The 20978-nt window shown below is 70.4% G+C and carries 19 protein-coding genes and 2 pseudogenes; 10 read left to right on the forward strand and 11 right to left on the reverse strand.

What is annotated here, in order from left to right; all coding sequences use genetic code 11:
• Positions 1-3: 3 nt before the first annotated feature.
• Positions 4-1020, reverse strand: coding sequence for a lipoyl synthase (gene lipA, locus QUE44_RS02815; protein WP_286215750.1), 1017 nt, complete (start codon positions 1018-1020; stop codon positions 4-6).
• A complete protein-coding gene (gene lipB, locus QUE44_RS02820; protein WP_286215751.1) occupies positions 1017-1709 on the reverse strand; it encodes a lipoyl(octanoyl) transferase LipB in 693 nt (230 codons plus the stop codon). Before lipB ends, lipA begins: the two co-directional genes overlap by 4 nt.
• Before the next feature lie 64 nt (positions 1710-1773).
• Here lipB and QUE44_RS02825 point away from each other — a divergent pair, with 64 nt between their 5' ends.
• The 3 genes from QUE44_RS02825 (at position 1774) to QUE44_RS02835 (ending at position 5300) form a co-directional block, all read left to right on the forward strand.
• The gene (locus QUE44_RS02825) at positions 1774-3429 is read left to right on the forward strand and encodes an MMPL family transporter (RefSeq protein WP_286216646.1); all 1656 of its coding nucleotides are present in this window, start codon (positions 1774-1776) and stop codon (positions 3427-3429) included.
• Positions 3339-3965, forward strand: coding sequence for an MMPL family transporter (locus tag QUE44_RS02830; RefSeq protein ID WP_286216647.1), 627 nt, complete (start codon positions 3339-3341; stop codon positions 3963-3965). Before QUE44_RS02825 ends, QUE44_RS02830 begins: the two co-directional genes overlap by 91 nt.
• A gap of 75 nt (positions 3966-4040) precedes the next feature.
• On the forward strand, positions 4041-5300 hold the full coding sequence (locus QUE44_RS02835) for a protein kinase family protein (protein WP_286215752.1): 1260 nt from the start codon (positions 4041-4043) through the stop codon (positions 5298-5300).
• On the opposite strand, the gene QUE44_RS02840 is transcribed toward QUE44_RS02835, so the two are convergent.
• Genes QUE44_RS02840 through lpdA form a run of 3 tightly spaced genes read right to left on the reverse strand, consistent with a single transcriptional unit; the run spans position 5284 to position 9417 of the window.
• Positions 5284-6183: a TIGR01777 family oxidoreductase gene (locus QUE44_RS02840; protein ID WP_286215753.1), complete on the reverse strand. Its 900-nt coding sequence runs from the start codon at positions 6181-6183 to the stop codon at positions 5284-5286. The genes QUE44_RS02835 and QUE44_RS02840 overlap by 17 nt on opposite strands.
• Before the next feature lie 6 nt (positions 6184-6189).
• Entirely contained in the window at positions 6190-8001 is a 1812-nt protein-coding gene (sucB, locus tag QUE44_RS02845; RefSeq protein WP_286215754.1) for a 2-oxoglutarate dehydrogenase, E2 component, dihydrolipoamide succinyltransferase, read from the reverse strand.
• Positions 8002-8028: 27 nt separating this feature from the next.
• Complete coding sequence (lpdA, locus tag QUE44_RS02850) at positions 8029-9417, reverse strand: dihydrolipoyl dehydrogenase (protein ID WP_286216648.1); 1389 nt, start codon at positions 9415-9417, stop codon at positions 8029-8031.
• Between the two features lie 87 nt (positions 9418-9504).
• Between lpdA and QUE44_RS02855 the strand changes: the two genes are divergently transcribed.
• Positions 9505-9834, forward strand: a complete 330-nt coding sequence (locus QUE44_RS02855) for an oxidoreductase (protein ID WP_286215755.1) — start codon at positions 9505-9507, stop codon at positions 9832-9834.
• A 97-nt stretch (positions 9835-9931) separates the two neighbouring features.
• On the opposite strand, the gene QUE44_RS02860 is transcribed toward QUE44_RS02855, so the two are convergent.
• From QUE44_RS02860 to QUE44_RS02870, 3 genes are read right to left on the reverse strand one after another with little or no spacing between them, the layout of a single operon-like run.
• Positions 9932-10750: an AAA family ATPase gene (locus QUE44_RS02860; protein ID WP_017836498.1), complete on the reverse strand. Its 819-nt coding sequence runs from the start codon at positions 10748-10750 to the stop codon at positions 9932-9934.
• On the reverse strand, positions 10747-12147 hold the full coding sequence (locus QUE44_RS02865) for a TnsB C-terminal domain-containing protein (RefSeq protein WP_017836497.1): 1401 nt from the start codon (positions 12145-12147) through the stop codon (positions 10747-10749). Before QUE44_RS02865 ends, QUE44_RS02860 begins: the two co-directional genes overlap by 4 nt.
• Before the next feature lies 1 nt (position 12148).
• Positions 12149-12751 carry a recombinase family protein gene (locus QUE44_RS02870; protein WP_017836496.1) on the reverse strand — a complete coding sequence of 201 codons (603 nt, stop codon included), beginning with the start codon at positions 12749-12751 and terminating at the stop codon, positions 12149-12151.
• A gap of 341 nt (positions 12752-13092) precedes the next feature.
• Between QUE44_RS02870 and QUE44_RS02875 the strand changes: the two are divergent.
• The 4 genes and pseudogenes from QUE44_RS02875 to QUE44_RS02885 all read left to right on the forward strand — a co-directional run bounded on the left by QUE44_RS02875 (position 13093) and on the right by QUE44_RS02885 (position 15497).
• Positions 13093-14120: pseudogene (locus QUE44_RS02875) on the forward strand (MFS transporter).
• Positions 14114-14581: an MFS transporter gene (locus QUE44_RS14325; RefSeq protein ID WP_433997178.1), complete on the forward strand. Its 468-nt coding sequence runs from the start codon at positions 14114-14116 to the stop codon at positions 14579-14581. Before QUE44_RS02875 ends, QUE44_RS14325 begins: the two are co-directional and overlap by 7 nt.
• A 17-nt stretch (positions 14582-14598) precedes the next feature.
• Positions 14599-15171: a TetR/AcrR family transcriptional regulator gene (locus tag QUE44_RS02880; protein WP_286215760.1), complete on the forward strand. Its 573-nt coding sequence runs from the start codon at positions 14599-14601 to the stop codon at positions 15169-15171.
• The gene (locus QUE44_RS02885; RefSeq protein ID WP_042329407.1) at positions 15168-15497 is read left to right on the forward strand and encodes a DUF3817 domain-containing protein; all 330 of its coding nucleotides are present in this window, start codon (positions 15168-15170) and stop codon (positions 15495-15497) included. Before QUE44_RS02880 ends, QUE44_RS02885 begins: the two co-directional genes overlap by 4 nt.
• Positions 15498-15954: 457 nt before the next feature.
• Here the strand turns inward: QUE44_RS02885 and QUE44_RS02890 are convergent, their stop codons facing one another.
• Positions 15955-17391, reverse strand: a complete 1437-nt coding sequence (locus QUE44_RS02890; RefSeq protein ID WP_286215762.1) for a leucyl aminopeptidase — start codon at positions 17389-17391, stop codon at positions 15955-15957.
• Between the two features lie 33 nt (positions 17392-17424).
• Here QUE44_RS02890 and QUE44_RS02895 point away from each other — a divergent pair, with 33 nt between their 5' ends.
• A complete protein-coding gene (locus tag QUE44_RS02895) occupies positions 17425-18441 on the forward strand; it encodes a quinone-dependent dihydroorotate dehydrogenase (RefSeq protein ID WP_286215763.1) in 1017 nt (338 codons plus the stop codon).
• Here QUE44_RS02895 and QUE44_RS02900 read toward each other — a convergent pair.
• Complete coding sequence (locus QUE44_RS02900) at positions 18428-19513, reverse strand: SLAC1 family transporter (protein ID WP_286215764.1); 1086 nt, start codon at positions 19511-19513, stop codon at positions 18428-18430. The genes QUE44_RS02895 and QUE44_RS02900 overlap by 14 nt on opposite strands.
• 109 nt (positions 19514-19622) lie before the next feature.
• On the opposite strand from QUE44_RS02900, the pseudogene QUE44_RS02905 reads away from it, so the two are divergent.
• Positions 19623-20491, forward strand: a pseudogene (locus QUE44_RS02905) (LysR family transcriptional regulator).
• On the opposite strand, the gene QUE44_RS02910 reads toward QUE44_RS02905, so the two are convergent.
• Positions 20488-20796 (reverse strand): phosphoribosyltransferase family protein, encoded by a 309-nt coding sequence (locus QUE44_RS02910; protein WP_286215766.1) that lies wholly within the window; start codon positions 20794-20796, stop codon positions 20488-20490. The pseudogene QUE44_RS02905 and the gene QUE44_RS02910 overlap by 4 nt on opposite strands.
• Positions 20797-20978 lie beyond the last annotated feature (182 nt).

Here is a 20978-nt window from a genome sequence, read left to right on the forward strand (position 1 = left end):
GTGCTAGCCGAGTTCGGGGCGCGCCTTGAGCAGTGCCGAGGCCTCCTGGCGCGACTCGGTCTCCTCGCCCAGGTGAGCGAGGGCGGCCGGGATGGGCCGTCCCTTGCGCTTCATCGCCTGCCCCCACAGCCGGCCCGCGCGGTACGACGAGCGCACCAGGGGACCGGACATCACGCCCAGGAAGCCCATCTCGGTCGCGGCGTCGGAGAGCTCGACAAACTCCTGCGGCTTGACCCACCGGTCCACGGGGTGGTGGCGGGGGCTCGGACGCAGATACTGCGTGATCGTGATGAGGTCGCATCCCGCGGCATGAAGGTCCCGCAGCGCCTCGATCGCCTCGTCGAACGTCTCGCCCATGCCCAGGATGAGGTTCGACTTGGTGACCAGCCCGGCGTCCTGCGCGGCGGTGAGCACGGACAGCGAGCGGTCGTAGCGGAAGCCTGGGCGGATGCGCTTGAACACGCGGGGGACGGTCTCGAGGTTGTGGGCGAGCACCTCGGGACGCGAGGAGAAGACCTCGGCGAGCTGGTCGGGCTCGGCGTTGAAGTCGGGGATGAGCAGCTCGACGCCCACGCCCAGGTCGAGGCCGTGGATCTGGCGGACGGTCTCCGCGTAGAGCCACGCACCGCCGTCGTCGAGGTCGTCGCGCGCGACTCCCGTGATGGTCGAGTACTTGAGGCCCATCTGGCGCACGGACTCCGCGACGCGGCGCGGCTCGTCGGCGTCGAAGGCCGCGGGCTTGCCGGTGTCGATCTGGCAGAAGTCGCAGCGACGGGTGCACTGGTCACCGCCGATGAGGAACGTGGCCTCGCGGTCCTCCCAGCACTCGAAGATGTTGGGGCACCCGGCCTCCTCGCACACCGTGTGCAGGCCGCCGGACTTCACGAGCCCCTTGAGGTCCGTGTACTCGGGACCCATGGTCGCCTTGGTGCGGATCCACTCGGGCTTGCGCTCGATCGGAACGGCCGAGTTGCGGGCCTCGACACGCAACATCTTGCGGCCCTCGGGTGCGATGGTCACACGGGCTCCTTCGTGGGGAGGGGGTCGGGGACGCTGGTGTGCGCCGTGGCCCACCTTACGTCCGTCAGGGCGCTTTCCAGGAATCGCACGGTGGGCTCCGCGGCCTCGGCAAGCGTGACGTCCCTGCCGAGCTCGGCCCCGAGGGACGTGACGTCGGCATCGGAGATCCCGCACGGCACGATCCGGTCGAACGATGCGAGATCGGGCGCGCAGTTGAGCGCGAAGCCGTGCATCGTGACGCCCTTCGCGACGCGCACGCCGATCGCACAGATCTTGCGCTCCCTCTTCCCGCCCGACGCGGGAAGCCACACGCCCGAGCGATCCTCGACGCGCATCGTCTCCAGGCCGAAGGCCGCGCACGCGTCCATCACCGCCTGCTCGAGACGGCGCACGTATTTCACCACATCGACGGGCTCCGCGAGCCGGATGATCGGATAGCCCACGAGCTGACCCGGACCGTGCCACGTGATGCGTCCCCCGCGATCGACGTCGACCACCGGCGTTCCGTCGACGGGCCGGTCCCACGTGGCCGTGCGGCGGCCTGCCGTGTAGACGCTCTCGTGCTCGACCAGCAGCACCGTGTCCTCGCGTTCTCCGGCCGCCACCCGAGCGTGAATCTCCCGTTGACGGTCCCACGCCTCGTGGTACGGAATGAGGCGCGAACCGAGCTCGAGGGGGACGATCTGCATCACAGAAGCGTAACTCTTCGAATCCGCGGGAATACCCCGGGGGCCATTCGACTTCGTGCATGTCATGCACGCGAACATGCGCCCCTGGTTGCGCCCCATCCTCGTCCTCGTGGTGATCGTCGCTTGGCTCGCCGTGGGAGGTGCCGGCGGCCAGACCTTCGGCAAGCTCTCCGAGGTTCAGGAGAACGACTCGGCCGCCTTCCTGCCCTCGAGCGCGGAGTCCACCGCGGCCGCCAGGGCGCACGCGGAGTTCGCCCCCGCATCGTCCGTCCCCGCGCTTCTCGCCGTCGAGGGCGGCGCCGAGGATCTCGCGACCGTGCAGTCCTTTGTGGACGAGGTCATGAGCGCGCCGCTCGAGGGCGACCCCGAGGGTCGCGCCGTGGGCGAGGTCACGCTCACCGGCCCCGGCGGGGAGGGCCCGCAGGCGATCCCCTCGGAGGACGGCGAGGCGATCCTCGTGTCCTTCGCGATCGACGCCGAGGTCTTCGACTCCCAGGTGGGTGAGGAGTCCTTCGCACAGGTCTTTGTGGAGACGATGCGCGCGGCGTGGGAGGAGGCCGACACGGGCCTCACGGGATACGTCACCGGCCCCGCCGGCCTGGTCGCTGATCTCACCGCCGCGTTTGCCGGCATCGACGGCATCCTGCTGCTCGTGGCGCTCGGCGTCGTGCTCGTTATCCTGCTGATCGTCTACCGCAGCCCCGTGCTGCCGTTCCTGGTCTTGTCGACCTCGATGATCGCGCTCACGGGAGCGATCATCGCGGTGTACGCCCTCGCGAATGCGGACGTCATCACGCTCAACGGCCAGAGCCAGGGCATCATGTTCATCCTCGTGGTGGGCGCCACCACCGACTACGCGCTGCTGCTCGTCGCGCGCTATCGGGAGGAGCTGCTGCGCACCGAATCGCCCTACACGGCGCTCGCCACCGCATGGAAGCGCTCGCTCGAACCCATCGCCGCATCGGCCGGCACGGTCGTGCTCGGCCTGCTCGTGCTGCTGCTGAGCGACCTCAAGTCGAACTCCGCGCTCGGCCCCGCCGGCGCGATCGGCATCGCGGCATCGTTCTTCGCGGCCCTCACGCTGCTGCCCGCGTTGCTGCTGATCGGCGGCAAGCACGCGCGCGGCGTCTTCTGGCCCGCGATGCCCCGCTACCGCGGTGACGAGGCGACCGCCACGGCCGACACCGTCGAGGAGGTCGAGAGGCGTTCTGGCGTGTGGGGCCGCGTCTCGCGCGGCGTCGACCGCCACCCGCGACGCGTGTGGGTTGCCGCCGCGCTGGGCCTCGCGATCCTCGCGGCCTTCCTGCCCACGTTCCAGTCCGGCGGGCTGGGCGAGCGGGACGTCTTCACGCAGCAGACCGACTCCGTGAGCGGCTTCGAACTCCTCGAGGAGCACTTCGACGCGGGTGCGACGTCGCCCATGCGCATCATCACCCCCGAGGAGTCCGCCGCAGAGATGGTCGAGGCCGTCTCCGCGGTCGAGGGCGTCGAGACCGTGTACGTGCTGACCCCCGCGGTCGCGGCGGGCGCGCCCCCGGCGCGGTTGAGGAGGACCCGCTGGTCATCGACGGTCGCGTCGAGGTCAACGCGATCACGCGCGTCGCGGCATCGTCCTCCGCGGCGACCGATATCGCTGCCGAGGTACGCACCGTCGCCCACGACGTCAACCCCGGTGCGTTGGTCGGCGGTCAGGCGGCGGAGGCGCTCGACACGCGCCTGACGTCCGAGCGCGACCTGCGCGTGATCCTGCCCACGATCCTTGTGGTCATCCTGCTGGTCCTCATGCTGTTGCTGAGGTCCGTGCTCGCGCCGGTGCTCATCATCCTCGCGAACGTGTTGAGCTTCGCGGCGACCATGGGCCTGTCCGCGATCGTCTTCAACCACGTCTTCGACTTCCCCGGCACCGATGCGGCGGTCCCGCTGCTCGCGTTTGTGTTCCTGGTGGCGCTGGGTGTGGACTACTCGATCTTCCTCATGTCGCGTGCACGGGAGGAGTCGCTCCTCCACGGCTCGCGCGAGGGCATCAGGCGCGCCCTCGCCGTGACCGGAGGCGTCATCACGTCGGCCGGAATCGTGCTCGCCGCGACATTTGCGGCGCTGGGCGTGATCCCGCTGATCTTCCTCGCCCAGCTCGCGTTCATCGTCGCGGCGGGCGTGCTGATCGACACCTTCGTGGTGCGGTCGCTGCTCATCCCCGGGCTGATCGGCGATATCGGCCGCCGTGCGTGGTGGCCGTCGCGGAAGATTCGCGACTAGCGCCACCGGCCGGCGGGGCCCGTTCTCCCTGTGGAGAACGGGCCCCGACGCGTCTCACGGTGCGACGGTGGACTCATGCCGTCCGCACCCGCCCGCGTCGCACCCCTCGCGCTGGATCGCGTCTCGCGCGTGGTGGGGCGGGGCGACAGGGACGAGCGCCTGGCGCGGGAGCGCGTGGCGGACCTGGCGTCGGTCGCGCACCCGGGCGTGTGCGTCCCGCTGGATGTCGCCCGCGAGGACGATGCCGTGGTCGCGTGCTCTCCCCGCGTCGCCGGGGTTGCGCTCTCCGGCGCGGGGCCGGTCGAGGCGTTGGGAGAGTGGGTGTGGCTCGTCGCGTCCCTCGCCGATGCCCTCGCCGCGCTGCATCGAGCAGGCTTCAGCCACGGTGACGTGTCGCCGGCCAACGTGATCGTGGGTGTGCGGCCGGTGCTGATCGATCTGGTGGGGGCCGCGCTGGGCCGCGAGAGGGGCACGCCGGGCTTCGCCGCTCCCGAGCGCGCGCGAGGAGGGCCATCTCCCGCGGCGGACGTCTATGCGCTCGGGGCGGTCGCGCTCGCCGTGGCGGGGGACACGATCCGCACGCAGGCGGAGGCGTGGATGGTGCCTCTCCTCGCACAGGATCCTGACGCGCGCCCCACGGCGGCGGCCGTCGCGGCGGGGCTGTCGCGCTGCGCGGCGCCGGTGAGGTGGCGCCCCGAGGCCGACGTCCCTCGCCAGGGCACGCCGCCTCCCGCGCGCACCGAGCGCGATCCTCGCGCGTGGGCGTGGAGACTCGTGCGTCGACCGGTGCGCACCTTGGTGATCGCCCTTGCCTGCGTGGCGGCGATCGCATGGATCGCGTGGGGACCCGACCTCGCGGCGAGCGAGCCGTCCGCGCGCGGCGCTGAACTAGCCGCCGACTCCGTGCCGGCGGATCCGGCGCCGGTGCTCAGTCCTCCGGCGCCCGTCGCGGCGGCCGTCGCCCTGACCACGGCGCGAGGCGAGGCGCTCGCCGTGGGCGACGGCGAGGCGTTGGTCGCGATGACGGTGCCGGGCAGCGGCGCGTGGGCGACCGCCTCGCGCGAGGCGCGGTCACTCGAGGAGGGGACGGTGTTCGAGGGGCTTGTCATCGCCGAGCGCGGGGCGGTGCAGGTCGAGGTGGGCGACGCGGTCGAGGGAGACAACGGTGCGCCGAGGCGTGCCTTGGTGGCCGTCACCTACGAGGTCTCGCCACACGCGCGCAGCGACCCCGACGGGCACAGCGTCGCGGTGCCGGCGCACACGCAGACGGCGCTGCTCGCGCTCGAGTGGTCGGGGACCGTCTGGAGGGTCGCGGAGGTCAGCGACCCTCCGTGACACCCGCCATGACCCACCGTGCGGCGTCCTCGATGGTCGGGTGATGCCACTCGAAGCCCAACCGGGTGAGCACTCCTGGCGTCGCCTTCTGCGAAGAGAGCAGGTCCTCGACCGCGGGACCGATCGCCGCCTCGAGCACGAAGGCGGGCACCCGGAAGCCGGGCCGCTTGCCCGCCGCCTCGGACAGCGCGCGCAGGAGAGCGGCGTCGCGCGCGGGGTGGGGGGCGATCGCGTTGGCCTCGCCGTGGTGATCCGAGTCGATGAGGAAGCGCAGCGCGCGGATGTGGTCCTCGAGCGAGATCCACGAGTGCCACGCGTCGCCGCTGCCGAGCGAGCCGAGCAGCCCGCGCGTGACAAGAGGCAGGAGCCGCTCGGCGAAGCCGCCGTGCGGGGCGAGCACGAGCCCGGTGCGCACGGTCACCGTGCGGATCCCGGCATCGCGCGCGGGCTGGGCCGCGGCCTCCCAGTCCCTGACGATGCTCGCGAGCAGGGTGTCGCCCGGACCCGAGCGTTCGTTCAGGTCCTCCTCGCCGCGCGAGCCGTAGAAGCCCATCGCGGAGCCCTGGATGAGCACGCCATCGAAGCCGCCGACCAGGGCCTCGACGATCGTCGAGGTGGCGTCGAGACGCGACTGACGCACGACCTTGGCATAGGAGGACGTCAGTCGCTTGTCACCGATCGACGCGCCGGCCAGGTTGACGACGGCATCGGCGGAGCACAGCAGGTTGACGTCGATCTCGCCGGCCCGGGGATCCCAGCGGGACTCGTGAGGACCGGCGGCCGAACGCCGCACGAGGGCGACCACATCGTGGCCGCCCTCGCGCAGGGACGTGCGGAGCGCCGTGCCGATCAGCCCCGAGGAGCCGGAGATCACGACGCGCATGAGTGCCTAGAGGCCCAGCTCGGACTCGAACTCGCCGGCCTCGATGATCGCCTTGACGGTCTGGAGGAAGCGAGCCGCATCCGCGCCGTCGACGATCCTGTGGTCGTAGCTGAGCGGCAGGTAGCACATGGGGCGGATCGAGATGACGTCCTCGCCATCGGGACCCTTGACCACCACGGGCTTCTTGACGATCGCGCACGTCGCCAGGATGCCCACCTGCGGCGCCGGGACGATCGGCGTGTCGAACAGCGTGCCGCCGGAGCCCGTGTTGGTCACCGAGAACGTGCCGCCCGAGATCTCGTCCGCGCCGAGGCCGCCGTTGCGGGCCTTGCCAGCGAGGTCGACGATCCCCTTGGCGTGCTCGACGATGCTCTTCGAGTCGGCGTCCTTGAGCGTCGGGAGCATGAGTCCCTTAGGCGTGTCGACCGCGAGCGAGAGGTTCACGGCGGGGTGGTAGACGATGCTGCCGTCGACCACCGAGGCGTTGAGGAACGCGTGCTCCTGGAGCGCAATCGCGACGGCCCGCGTGAAGAACGGCAGGAACGTGAGGTTCACGCCGTGCTTCTCGGAGAACGCGTTCTTCGACTTTGCGCGCAGCGCCCAGATCTTGGTGCAGTCGACCTCGACCACGGAGGTGAGCTGCGCCATGCCGTGCAGCGACTCCATCATCTTGTCGGCCGTGATCTTGCGGATGCGGGTCATCTTGACCGTCTGGCCGCGCAGCTCCGAGACCTCGACGTCGGCCGCGGCCTTCTTCGGGGCCGCGGGGGCGGCAGCGGCGGGGGCCGACGACGCCGCAGGAGCAGGCGCGGTGGCCGCCGACAAGACGTCCTCCTTGCGGATGCGCCCGCCCACTCCGGTGCCCGTGAGGGACGCCAGGTCGACGCCCTTCTCGGCAGCGAGCTTGCGCACGATCGGCGTGACGTATCCAGAGCCCGTCGAGGCGGCCGATGCCGACGCGGGGGCGGACGGCGCGGCCGGTGCGGAGGGTGCAACCGGGGCGGACGGCGCGGCCGGGGCCGGGACCGATGCCGCGGCAGGCGCGGACGGCGCGGCGGGAGGCGCCGGGGGAGCCGGGGCCTCGGGCTCGGGTGCCGCCTGCGGCTCGGGGGCCGCGGGTGCCTGGGCGGCGGGCTGGCTCACCTGAGCGGGGGCCGGTGCCGCGGCGGGCGCGGAGCCCGGCTCGCCGATGCGCGCGAGCACGGCGCCGACCTCGGCGACCTCGTCCTCGCCGACCACGATCTCGGTGAGGACACCGGCGAACGGAGCGGGGATCTCGGTGTCGACCTTGTCGGTGGACACCTCGAGCAGAGGCTCGTCCGCATCGACCGAGTCGCCCACGGCCTTCAGCCAGCGGGTGACGGTGCCCTCGGTGACCGACTCGCCGAGGGCGGGAAGGGTCACGTCGCGGCCTCCGCCTGCGGGGGCGGGCGAGGGAGCGGACTGCGCGGGCTCGGCGGGAGCCGGTGCGGACTGCGGTGCGGGCGCCGACTGCGGAGCGGGCGCGGCCTCGACGGGCGTCGCGGCGGGGGCAGGCGCGGACGCGGCGGCGGGTGCCGGGCTCGCCGCGGGTGACTCGCCGGCATCGCCGATGCGTGCGAGGACGGTGCCGACCTCGGCGACCTCGTCCTCGGGCACCAGGATCTCGAGGATCGTGCCGGCGAACGGCGACGGGATCTCGGTGTCGACCTTGTCGGTCGAGACCTCGACCAGCGGCTCGTCGACCTCGATGGTGTCGCCGACGGACTTCAGCCAGCGGGTGACGGTGCCCTCGGTGACGGATTCGCCGAGCGCGGGAAGGGTGACGTCATTGCTCATGGTGGGAACTCCCTCGTTCGTGACGGATCAGTCGTGCGCGTGCAGGGGCTTGCCGGCGAGCGCCAGGTGCGCCTCGCCCAGCGCCTCGTTCTGCGTGGGGTGGGCATGGACCAGGGGTGCGACATCCTCGGGGTGGGCGTCCCAGCTCACGATGAGCTGCGCCTCGCCGATCTGCTCGCCGACGCGCGCGCCGATCATGTGCACGCCGACCACGGGGCCGTCGACCACGCGCACGAGCTTGATGAAGCCCGTGGTGCCGAGGATCTGGCTCTTGCCGTTGCCGCCCAGGTTGTACTCGAGCGCCTTGACCTTGTCCGCGCCGTACGTCTCGATCGCCTTGGCCTCCGTGAGGCCCACCGATGCGAGCTCGGGGTCGCAGTACGTGACGCGCGGGATATTGGCCTCGACGATCGCCTGCGGCGCGAGGCCCGCGATCTCCTCGGCCACGAAGATGCCCTGCTGGAAGCCGCGGTGCGCGAGCTGGAGGCCGGGGACGATGTCGCCGACCGCGTAGATGTTCGCGACGCCGGTGTGGAGGCGCTCGTCCGTCAGGACGAAGCCGCGGTCCATACGCACGCCCTGCTCCTCGTAGCCGAGTTCGGCGGTGCGGGGGCCGCGACCCACCGCGACGAGCAGGATGTCGGCCTCAAGAGTGCTGCCGTCCTCAAGCGTCACCTTGACGCCGGCATCGGACTGCTCGACACCCTGGAAGCGCGCGCCGAGCTTGAAGTCGATGCCGCGCTTGCGGAACGAGCGCTCGAGGCCCTTCGACAGGGACTCATCCTCGTTCGGGGCGAGGTGAGGGAGCGCCTCGACGATCGTCACCTCGGAGCCGAAGGACTTCCACACGGAGGCGAACTCGACGCCGATCACGCCGCCGCCGAGGACGATCGCGCGCTGCGGGACCCACTCCATCTGGAGGGCCTGGTCCGAGGTGATGACGCGGCCGCCGATCTCGAGACCGGGCAGCGAGCGTGCGTACGAGCCCGAGGCAAGGACGATGTTCGTGCCGGTGTAACGCTCGCCGTTCACCTCGATGGTGTCCTGGCCCACCAGGCGTCCGTGGCCCTCGATCACGGTGACCTTGCGCGACTTCACCAGGCCAGTGAGTCCGCGGTAGAGGCGGTCAATGACGCCCTGCTTGTAGGAGTTCACCTTGAGCATGTCGATGCCGTGGAGCGTGGTGTTGACGCCGTAGTTGGCGCCCTCGCGTGCGTTGTCGGCGAGCTCCGCCGCGTGCAGGAGGGCCTTGGTGGGGATGCAGCCGTTGTGGAGGCACGTGCCGCCCACCTTCGACTCCTCGACCAGGCCGACCGTGAGGCCGAGCTGGGAGGCGCGCAGTGCGGCGGCATAGCCACCGGAACCGCCACCGAGAATCAGAACATCAAACGAGCGTGGGGTGGACTCGGACACTATGGGATCTCCTTGTAGGGATGTCTGTACGGCCCATCTTGCCACGGCGGGCCTCGCCCGCGAACCGCGCGCCATGGCTACGCTGAGCGCATGGGTCTGTTCTCCTGGAAGTCGCGTTCGAAGCAGTCGACGGCCGCCCCCGCAGCCGGCAAGGACGCCAAGAGCGAGACGGTCGCGCACTTCGCGGCGTTCGTCGAGTCGCACTCCGGCTGCGAGGCATTCATCGAACCTCCGACGCGCGTGACGCAGACCACCATGGTCATGGTCGCGGACACCGGCGAGTGGACGCGGCGGCGCGTTCCCGATGAGGCGACCGCGCGCAAGCTCGCCAAGCAGTTCGGCGTGCCCGCGTTTGACGTCAACCTCTCGGGTTACCCCAGCCGCATGCGCGAGTGGAACGAGAAGCACCGCAACGGCTGAACCCGGCCCCGGCATCGTCCCCGCGCCGGTTCCGCGAGGCCTGTGACTTTCGCTGTTAAATGGCGGTGTTCTGTCGATGCTCAGTGGCGGTCTTTGTTCAGGTGGTGCCGATGACGAGGGTGCTGGCGGCGGCTTCGATGACGTCGTTGGTGATGGTGTCGAGCTCGTTGATCTTCAGGACGCGCTCGATCTGCGGGAAGAGCCGCTCCAGCAGTCGGAAGTTCCCGCGGGTGATGCGGGTGATGGAAGCGATGGCTTGCGCGTCGGTGAAGTCCTCGGGGTCGAGGGTCTTGCCCAGGGAGCGCCAGTGGCGCTGGAGGACGAACAGCAGCTCGTCCGTGCCCAGGGGCCGGTATTGGTGGGCGAAGCCGACACGACTGTAGAACTGCGGGTAGTGGCTGAACTGCTTCTCCAGGCCGGGCATGCCGATCAGGATCAAGGCGATGTTGTCGCGGTCGTAGCGATCGCGCAGCAGCTCCAGCGCGGTGGGGCGGAGCCGTTCGGACTCATCGACGATGACCAGCTGCACGTGGTTCCTGCCGTGCCGTCGGCCCCACGTCTGCGGGGTGATCTGACCGACTGCCTCCAGATGCTGCTCGATGCAGATATTGGTGCGGGTGATCGCCTGGTCGAGTTCATCCTTCAGCACCCGTGGGGTGGTGAGCACGCTGGGGGTGTAGAGCACGGTACGACTCCGAGCGAGGGCGGCGTAGATCTTGGCGTCGCTGTCGGCGCGCGGACCCCAATAGGTCAGCAGGTCATAGGCCTTCTCCCAGTGGGCGTAGCGGCGCGCGGAGAGTGTCTTGCCCACCCCGGCCGGTCCGAAGCACAGACCGATGGTGTGGCCGCGGCGGACAGCGTCGGCGAACTCGGTGAAGCGGCGGTGCTCTTTGGTCACGATGAAGCGCTGGCTCACCTCAAGTCCTCCTTGTAGACTTTCAGCTTCCGCTTCGGTGCTGGGGCTGGCGGCTCGGCTGTCGATGGCGTCTCAGTGGTGTGCGCGGCTACGACGGCAATGCGTTCATTGATGCCTTGGCGCAGGGCGCGACGGCGCGCGTTGCGGGCAGCCTGGATCTCCTTGAGACTGATCTTCTCGTCGTGATGGTCCTGGTTGACGGCCTTGCACAGGAACTCGTCGTGGTCGAACACGCGGATCTCAGTGATATCGCGCGGGTCGTAGCGGATCACCACCGGCCGTCCGACGTAGCCGGCCAGCGTCGGGGAGACGTAGCGCAGCCCCTGGAAGCGGATGCCATCACGGCGCACCACCCGGGACTGGGCGACCGTGAGCAGCAGCCCGTCGAGGTCTTCCAGGCTCTCGGGCATGCGCGGCAGCCAGCCCTCGGCGATCCACGCGGTGCGCGGCGAGGCACCGAGCTCGCTGTGGGTCCGGTCGTTGTAGGTGGCCACGAACCCCTCCACCGCGCTGTCGAGCTCGGCCAGGGACAGCTTCGGCGTCGGCGCGGGATGGCCCTCGGTGATGTGGCCGGGCAGGTCAGCGAGAAGCTCGGTGTTGACGGTGCCGAAGAACCGCTCGATCTTGCCCCGGCCCTGGGGACGGGCGACGGTGGAGTGGATCAGCCGGATGTGCAGGTCAACAGCGGTGCCGGCGAGGTGGCGGCTGATGAAGTCACTGCCGTGGTCGACATAGAGCACGTCCGGCAGCCCGCACATCGGCCACGCGGGGTCGCTCTTGTGCCAGATAGCCTGCCGCAGCGCCAGGGCGGTGTTCATCGCGGACGGCGCACCCAGGAAGACGGTGTAGCCGCAGATCGCGCGGGAGCAGTCATCGAGGATCGTCGTCAGCCAGGGGCGGACTGGTTTGCCGTCGGTGCCCACCACGAGAATGTCGAGCAGCGTGTGGTCACTTTGCCACATCGCATTCGGTTGTTCGGCGTGCCGGCGCAGCACCAGTTCGTGCTTGTCCCGGTAGGACGCCGCGCCCTCCAGGGCTAGGGTGACCATGCCCGGATCGAGGGCACCCGCGATCGAGCGGACCACCCCGTAGGAAGGCACCGGCCACCCTCGGGTACCGCAGATGTCGGTGACCTTGCGGTGGATCGTGGCGATCGCGGGCCGGGGCTTGCTGAGCGCCAGGCCCTCGATCAACCGCACGAGCTCCCTGGGCAGATGGTGGGCGCCGGCGTCCGAGCGCTGGCCTGTCTCCAGGCCCGCGTACCCGTCGGCACGGTAGCGGGCGTGCCAGCGCTCCAGGGTGCGCAGGCTGATCCCGGTCTCCCGGGCCAGGGCGCTCAGCGGGATACCGTCCTCGACGTGCAGCCGCAGGATGCGCCACCGCGCCGGCCCGTCCACCTCACACCTGCTCGGCGACGGCCTCGCGGGCACGGGCCGCCTGCCGATGGCGATAGAGCGTCGCCCGGGACCAGCCGACGAGTCGGGCGGCGTCCTCGGCGGTGCGGCCCTTCGCGCGGGCATCGCCCGCGATTTCGAGCTTCTCCGCGATCACGGCCGGGTCGACCGGGGGTCGGCCGAAGCGGGTGCCGTTCTGCTTCGCCGCGGCGATCCCCGCATTGACGCGTTCGGTGATCAGCTCGCGCTCATACTCGGCCAAGGTCGCGAGCATGCCCAGCATCATCCGGCCCGATGTCGTCTCCGGGTCGATCCCGTCCGAGACCGATCTGATCTTCACGCCCTGGCCGCGCAGCAGCGTGACCGTATTCAGGACGTCGAGCAGGGACCGGCCCAGCCGGTCGATGCGCCACACCACCACCGTGTCGCCGTCCTCGGCGTAGTCCAGCAGACGTTTCATCCCCGGTCGCTCGATCGCGGTCCGGCTACCCGAGGTCACATCGGAGAACACGTCCCGCTTCTGCACCCCGCCCTCCACCAGCGCATCGACTTGCAGCTGCGCGTCCTGCGTCGCCGTGCTCACCCGCGTATATCCCAGAAGCCTCATACCCCCAGCATGGTGCAGAAAGTCCTGGAAGTCACCGCCTTGAGGCACTTTCCGTCGAGACGACTTCGCAAGACAATCCCGAGAGCGCGTTCACGCAGGAAGCGAACCTGAGGCCGACCACCCGCTGAAAGTCTCATAAACCTGTACCCAACTGAGGCACCAGCTCGTCCGGTTTTGCCTGCATCGAAGTGCCGCGCCTTCGCTCTAAAACCTTCCAAGCTTCGCCGCCCGCACGCCATGCATAGCGCGCGCCGTGAGTCTCTCCCTCCGTCGACTTAACTACACCATCCATCCGGTACAGTTATGTCGTTCACGACGAGGGGAAGACGCGCATGTCCGCGATGACGAAGAGGCGACGCTGGTCGCTGCTGGTGACGGTTGGAGCAGGTCTGCTGCTGATCACCTTGGATAACTCGATTCTCTACACGGCCCTGCCGACGCTGACTGAGGAACTGCAGGCTTCGAACACACAGAACCTCTGGATCATCAATGCCTACCCCCTGGTGATGGCGGGGCTGTTGCTGGGCAGCGGAACCCTGGGGGATCGCATCGGCCACACGCGGATGTTTGTTGTCGGTCTGGTGATCTTCGGACTGGCTTCCCTGCTGGCAGCGTTCGCTCCGTCACCCGAGGTCCTGATCGCTGCGCGTGCTGTGCTCGCTGTCGGTGCGGCAGCGATGATGCCGGCCACCCTGGCGCTGATCCGCACCACTTTCACGGTCGAGCGTGAGCGCAATATCGCCATCGCGGTCTGGGAAGTATGTCGGTCATCGGGTTCGCCCTCGGCCCGATTATTGGCGGCACACTCCTTGAGTTCTTCTGGTGGGGCTCGGTGTTCTTGATCAACGTGCCCGTTGTGGTGCTGGCGCTGGTCGCTACCTGGCTGATCCGCCTGGCCAACGACCCGGATCCCTCGAAGCGATGGGATGCCATCTCCTCGATCTTGGTGATGATCGGGCTTGTCGGAACGGTGATGGCCATCAAAGAGATCGGCCACGCGCCGCCCTCGGCAACGACCATCATTGTTGCGCTGCTCGTTGCTGCCATCGGGTTCTGGCTGTTCGTGCGCCGTCAGCGAGGTATGGAGCAACCTCTGTTGGAGTTCTCCATCTTCGGCAACCCGGCGTTCACTGCCGGAGTGCTGGCCGCGTCGTTCGCGATGTTCGCGATCGGGGGCATCCAGCTCGTCACCACGCAGCGATTCCAGCAGGTCGCCGGATTCAGCCCGCTGGAAGCTGGGCTCTTGGTCGCCGCGATCGCCGTGGGCACGTTGCCGACAGCGCTCCTGGGGGCGCGTTCCTGCACCGCACCGGACTGCTCGCGCTCATCACCGGCGGTCTCGCCTTCGCCACCGGCGGCGTCGTGGTGACGGTCATCGGATTCCAGTCGTCCTTCGGCGTGCTGATCCTCGGACTGCTGTTGACCGGAGCTGGTATCGGAGCCGCCTTGGCGGTCGCCTCCACCGCGATTATCGGGAACGTGCCGGTGCGCCGAGCAGGCATGGCCGCCTCGATCGAAGAAGTCTCCTACGAGTTCGGCAGCCTCATTGCAGTGTCCGTGCTCGGGAGCCTGCTCACGGCTATCTACGGCGCACGCGTCGTTCTACCCGACGGCGCCCCGGACGCGGCTGGCAACAGCATCGCTGAGGCACAGGCTGCTGCGCAGGGTGACGCAGAGATCCTCCAGGCGGCGGCGACGGCTTTCGACTCCGCCTACCTCGTTGTGATGCTGGTCGTCGCAGTCGTTCTCGCGGTGGGCGCAGTCATCACCGGAGTGCTTCTGCGCCGGTACCTGCCTGGCACCCAGTCACAGCTGCACTCCGAGCACTGACCGAGAAAGGACCGCCCATGCGGACCAGTAAACGGGACACGATCCTCAAGGCCGCCCTCAGCGTTGTCGAGACCGACGGCGTCACGGCGCTCACGTACGAATCCGTCGCCGCCGCCTCCGGACTCACCAAAGGCGGGCTGCTCCACCACTTCCCCTCGAAGGACGCCATGATGCTCGCGCTGCACGAACATCAAGCCCAGCACTGGGACGAGGAGATGATCCACGCACTGGGCAAGGACCCGGATGAGGCATCGCAGGATGAGCGACTCGCCGCCTATGCCCGAGTCAGCGCCCGCGGCGCCACCGGCGCGGAGTTACTGCTTATGCTCGAAGCGAGCACCCACAGCGAGCTCAGCAAGCCGTGGAAACGAGTCATCACTCGCTGGGTCCCCGACCCCGCCAGCATCGACCCGACCGACCCTCGGGCACTGCAGAAGATGGTCGCCTACCTCGCTGCCGACGGTCTTTGGCTCAGCGAATCCGTCGGCGCGATCCCACTACCCCACCAGCTGCGCGCCGCGCTGGCAGAGCACCTCGCCCGCTCCGTCGCGGACGCAGACGAACTCCCGAGCAACGAGGCGAACCAATGAGCGCAAGCACCCAGCAGCGTTATGGACTTCCGCTTGTGGCAAGAGTCTCCATCGTCGCGGCCTTTCTCGAAGCCTTCACCTGGGCTGGTCTGCTCGCGGGGATGTTCCTCAAGTACGTGACGGGCACAACCGACGTCGGTGTCAGCATCTTCGGCGCCCTGCACGGCGGCATGTTCCTCATCTACCTCGCCATAGCGCTCATCACCGCCATCACCCTGCGGTGGCCATGGCGGGTCACTGCTCTCTCGATCATCGCCGCGGTACCGCCACTGACGACCATTCCCCTGGAGATCTGGCTACGTCGACGAGGACACCTCAGCTGCTGACGATGGCACTGCCGCCCTCGCATCGGCGGCAGGACTCTCGACCACGGACGGCCAGACCACGCTTGTCATCGGTACCACCAACTAAAGCCGCCACGGAGCATCGACAGAACACCGCCATTTACCGGCGAAGGTCACACGCGAGGCCGCCCCGCCGCATCGCCTCGTCCTGCGCACTCTGCGCCGCGCCCGCCCTCGACTCGCTGTGAGGTGCTCAGTGCCCAAAAACGGTCAGATCGGGCACTGAGCACCTCACAGGGCGCTGCGGCGGCGGGCGAGTGGCGCGAGACGAGGCGGAGGCGTGAGCCTCGAGGACGAGCGCCAGCGTGGGCCTCGATCTCTCCACCCCACAACGCGCAATGAGGTGCTCAGTGCCCGAAATCGATCGAATCGGGCACTGAGCACCTCACGGGGCGCAGCGGTCGCGCGCGAGCCGCCGTTGCGCGCGAAGCGCGGGAGCCTACGCCGAAGCGCGGGCCTCGAGGAAGCGCAGCAGCGTGCGCACCGAGTGGCCGGTCGAGCCGGCGGGGTTCTCGCCCCACGGCTTGCCCTCGTTGTACGCGGGACGCGCGATGTCGAGGTGGGCCCACGGGGTGTCACCCACGAACTCGCGCAGGAACAGCCCGGCGGACAGCATGCCGCCCTCCGGGATGCCGATGTTCTGCAGGTCGGCGACCTTGGAGTCGAGGTGCTCGCGGAGGTGCTCGGGCAGCGGCATCGGCCACATCGCCTCGTTCGCCTCGTCGGCGCGCGCGACGACCTCGTCGCGGATCTCGGGGGTGCCCATGACGCCCGACGTGCGGGTGCCGAGCGCGACGCCCTGCGCGCCCGTGAGGGTCGCGACGTCCAGCAGCACGTCGGGGTTCTCCTCGCGCGCCTTGACCAGGCCGTCCGCCATCACGAGGCGTCCCTCGGCATCGGTGTTGAGCACCTCGACCGTGCGGCCGCCGTAGATGCGGATGACGTCGGACGGACGCTGAGCGGTACCCGACGGCATGTTCTCCGCGAGGCACAGCCAGCCGGTCACGCCGACCTGGAGTCCGGCACGCGCCGCCGCGATCACGGTGTGCAGCACGGTCGCGGCTCCCGTCATGTCGGACTTCATGGTCTCCATCGACTTCGGCGGCTTGAGCGAGATGCCACCGGTGTCGAACGTGATGCCCTTGCCCACGAGCGCGACCGTCTGCGAGGCGCCCTCGGGCGCATACGCGACGCGCACCAGGCGCGGCAGGCGGGAGGATCCCATGCCGACCGCGAGGATGCCGCCGAACCCCTCCTGCGCGAGCTGGTTCGCGTCCCACACGCGCACCTCGACGCCCGCCTGGGCGCCCAGCTGCTCCGCGATCTCCGCGAAGGAACCGGGGTAGAGGTCGAGCGGGGGAGTGTTGACCAGGTCGCGCACGCCGGCAATCGCTGCGACGGTGATCTGGGCGCGCTGGATCGCCGCGTCCGAGGCGCCGGCGATGATCCACGCGGTGTCGGTCGCCGCGTCCTCATCCGACTTGTAGTCCGTGAAGGCGTAGGCGCCCAGGACGGCACCCTCGGCGGCGGCGATGGCGTGCTCGTCGCCCTCTGCGGGTAGCGCGACCACGACCGTGGACGGTTTCTTGCCCACGCGCCGCGCGGCCTCGCCCGCGGCGAGACGGAGGTCGCCCGCCGCGCCGGAGCCGATCCCGACCACCACGACGCGGCGTGCCGCCACCGCGGTGCCCGGCACCACGACGACGGTGCCGGCCTTGGCCGATGCGTCGAGCGCCTCGGCGCCGGCGGTGATCGACGCCGCGGCGTCCGCGGGGAGAAGGGGGTGAGCCGCGAGTCCTTCGGCGGTCCAGCCCACGATGAGAGCGTCGGCCTCGAGGGACGCGACGGATTCCTGTGTAGAGGTGAGTGAGGTCATGCCGTCGAGCCTAGCCCCGGTAGTTTGGGACCCGTGTACGGTCCCCTCTACCGCCTGATCCTCGCGCGCCTTGACGCGGAGGCCGCCCACCGCTTCGGGGTCCTCGCCTTCGCGCGGGGTGGCTGGGCCTTCCGGACGATGCGGCGGCTGGGCCTCGTGGCCCGCCCCGATCCCGCGGGTGCGGTCGAGGCGCTCGGCCTTCGGTTTCCCGCTCCGGTCGGGCTCGCGGCAGGCATGGATAAGGATGCCGAGGCGGTCGCGGGACTCGCGGCCGCCGGATTCGGCTTTGTCGAGGTCGGCACCGTCACGCCCGTGGGTCAGCCGGGCAACGACAAGCCGCGGTCGTGGCGCGAGCGCGACGTCGACGGCTTGCGCAACCGCATGGGCTTCAACAACGCGGGAGCCGGCGCGATGGCCGAGCGACTCGCGGCGCTGCGGTCCACCCGCGCGGGCCGTCGCGTGGTGCTCGGCGTCAACCTGGGCAAGAACAAGGACACGCCCGCCGAGCGCGCCGCGGACGACTATGCGATGTCCGCGCGACTGCTCGCGAGCTACGCCGACTACCTGGTGGTCAACGTGTCCTCGCCCAACACACCCGGACTGCGCGACCTGCAGTCGGTCGAGACTCTACGCCCCATCCTCGCGGCGACGCGGGCCGCGGCGGACGCCGCCGTACCCGACCGGCACGTGCCGCTGCTCGTGAAGATCGCTCCCGACCTCGCGGACGAGGACGTCGACGCCGCGGCGGATCTCGCGCTCGAACTCGGCCTCGACGGCATCGTCGCCGCCAACACGACCATCGCCCACGACCGCGGCCCCGGCGGATTGTCCGGCCCCGTGCTGCTGCCGCGTGCCCTCGAGATCATCGCGCGCCTGCGTGGCCGCGTGGGTCCCGACCTGTGCCTCATCGGGGTGGGTGGCATCTCCTCCGAGCAGGATGCTCGGCGCATGCTCGCGGCGGGTGCGACCTTGCTGCAGGTCTACACGGCCTTCGTGTACCGCGGACCGTGGTGGGTCGCGCGCCTCAATCGAGACCTCACGCGCCGCTAGTTCGCGCGGCCCGGAGAGCCGGGGCAGCGACGACTCGAAGGCCGCGCACCGTCCCCGTCGCGGCGACGGCCCAGCCGGCCAGCAGCAGCACGAACAGGCCGGCCGCGAGCCACGTCGCGGCCGCCGCTCCCGTGTGCAGGGCGAGGGACGATGCCCCGGTCACCAAGGTGCCGACGGGGAACGTGAAGGCCCACCACCCGAGCGAGAACGGCAGCCCTCGGCGTGCCGCGGCGGCGGTCATGGTCGCGGTGATCGCGAGCCACATGAGGGCGAAGCCCATGAAGGGCACGCCGAGCCCGACCGCAGCGATCACCAGCAGGCGCGGCTCGACTCCGAGAGCGGGACTCGCGTGGTCGGCGAGTAGCCCGAGCGCGGTGACCCCTTGGCCCAGCGGGCCCAGGACGAGCCACAGCGACGGGGTCGTGCGCGCCGGGCCAGCGCCGTGATGGGCGAGGCGCGACCACAGCAGCACGACGAGCACGGTGGCGCCCAGCCCGACGGCGCCGACCATCGCGTAGCACGCGAGGGCGAGGGTCTGTGCGGCGATCCCGTGAAGGTGGGGGAGCAGCAGCGCACCCACGGCGGCGGACACCATCGGCGGCACCACCGGCAGCAGCCACGTTCCCGATGCCGCGTCGGACGCGGCGCGGTGGTGCATGAAGGCGATGGCGGGGATCAACACGGCCGTGGCGACGCCGATCGCGGTGCCGACGATCCACAGCGCCGCCGCAACCCTGATCGCGAGCCCTCCCGCGCCGGGGGCGGGCTGTGCGACCGCGAGCGTCGCACCCGCGAAGGCCGTGAAGGCCATGGACAGCGCGCCGAACCCCGGGGCAGCCTCGGGATCGAGCAGATGCGCTCGCACGCTTCCGGGGCGGGTGCTCCACTGCACCGCGGCCACGAGGCTGAGCAACACGAGGAGCGCTCCGGCCACGGACCACGCGACCCAGGCGAGCGCCTCGAGCCCGGGCAGCCGGACGGGGAGCGCGTGCGACGCGGTCGCGATGATCGAGGTTCCCATCACGACCGCGAACCACTGGGGAGCGATGGTGGACGGGCGGGGCTCGGTCATGACTCCAGCGTCCCAAGCGCATCAGGGGTGCGGTAGTGCAAGAATACGGGTGACACCCAAGCCACAGTTGTGACGGAGAAGAATGGCAACCTCGCTCGAAGAGCTCCGCATGCTGGTGGCGGTCGAGGCCAACGGAAGCCTCACCGGCGCGGCCCGCGAGTTGGGCGTGACTCAGCAGGCCGTATCGCAACGGATGCGCGCGCTCGAGAGACGCTGGGGACTGTCGTTGTTCTCGCGCACCACGCGCGGGACGGTGCTCACGGATCACGGCGTCATGGTGGCCGGGTGGGCGGCGGCGGTGATTCAGCAGTCCGAGGGCTTCGAGTCCGCGGTCGCGGCGCTGCGCACCGTGCGTGCGGCGCGCGTGCGCGTGGGCGCAAGTCTCACGGTCGCCGAGCACCTCGTGCCGCACTGGTTGGTGCGCTACGCCGCGACGCCGGACGCGGCGCACGTCGAGCTCACCGCGGTCAATAGCGCCGCGGTCGAGCATCGGGTGCGCGACGGGCGCGATGACCTGGGCTTTGTCGAGACGCCCGATGCGCCCGAGGGCCTCGCGGCGATGGTGGTCGCCCACGACGAGGTGGTGATCGTCGTCGCGCCCGGTCACACGTGGGCACGTCGCAGCGGCATCGCCGCCGAGGAGCTCGCACGCACCCCTCTCCTGAGCCGTGAGGCCGGCTCAGGCACGCGGCTCACGCTCGAGCGCGCACTCGAGGCCGCGCTGGGTCCCGGCGCCGTGGTGGCGCCCGCCGCCGAGCTGTCGACCACCGCGGCAATCCGCGCCACGGTGCTCGCGGGGGCGGGGTCGCCGCGCTCAGCGAGCGCGCGGTGCACGACGACCTGCAGGCGGGCAGGCTCGTGCGCGTCCCGGTGCTCGGACCGTCGCTCACCCGCCCGCTCGCCGCGGTGTGGGACCCACGGCGCCGCCTGTCGCCCGCCGCGAGCAGGATTCTCGAGATCGCCGCCGGTCGAGGCTAGGAGTCGCCGAGCCCGAGCGTCAGCAGCCGCACCACCTCGTCATCCGGGGTCTGCGCGAAGTCCTCGTACCACTCGCCGACCGAGTGGAGGGCGTCGGGGATGACGGCCGCGAGCGCATGGTCGACGCTGCCGTCCCGCATGAGTGCGGCGAGCGAGTCCGGCGCCGCGACTCCCGCGGCGAGGATCACCCGGGTCGCACCTTTGGCGCGCGCGACAAGTGCAGCGGCGCGGGCCGTGCCTCCGGTCGCGATGCCGTCGTCGACAACAATCGCGGTGCGCCCCCCGAGCGGCAGGGCCGGTCGCACCGCGCGATACGCCGTGAGCCGGCGCGCCGAGCTTGCGCACCACGATCACGTCGAGCGGGAGGCCGAGGCGTCGGGCGATGCCCGCGGCGACGGGAACCCCGCCCCGCGGCAGCCCCAGCACCACTGGCGGAGCGTCCACCGGCGGAGCGTCCACCGGCGGAGCGTCCCCGCGGGCCTCCTCG

It is taken from the genome of Demequina sediminis (assembly GCF_030296675.1).
Classification (GTDB): Bacteria; Actinomycetota; Actinomycetes; order Actinomycetales; family Demequinaceae; genus Demequina; species Demequina sediminis.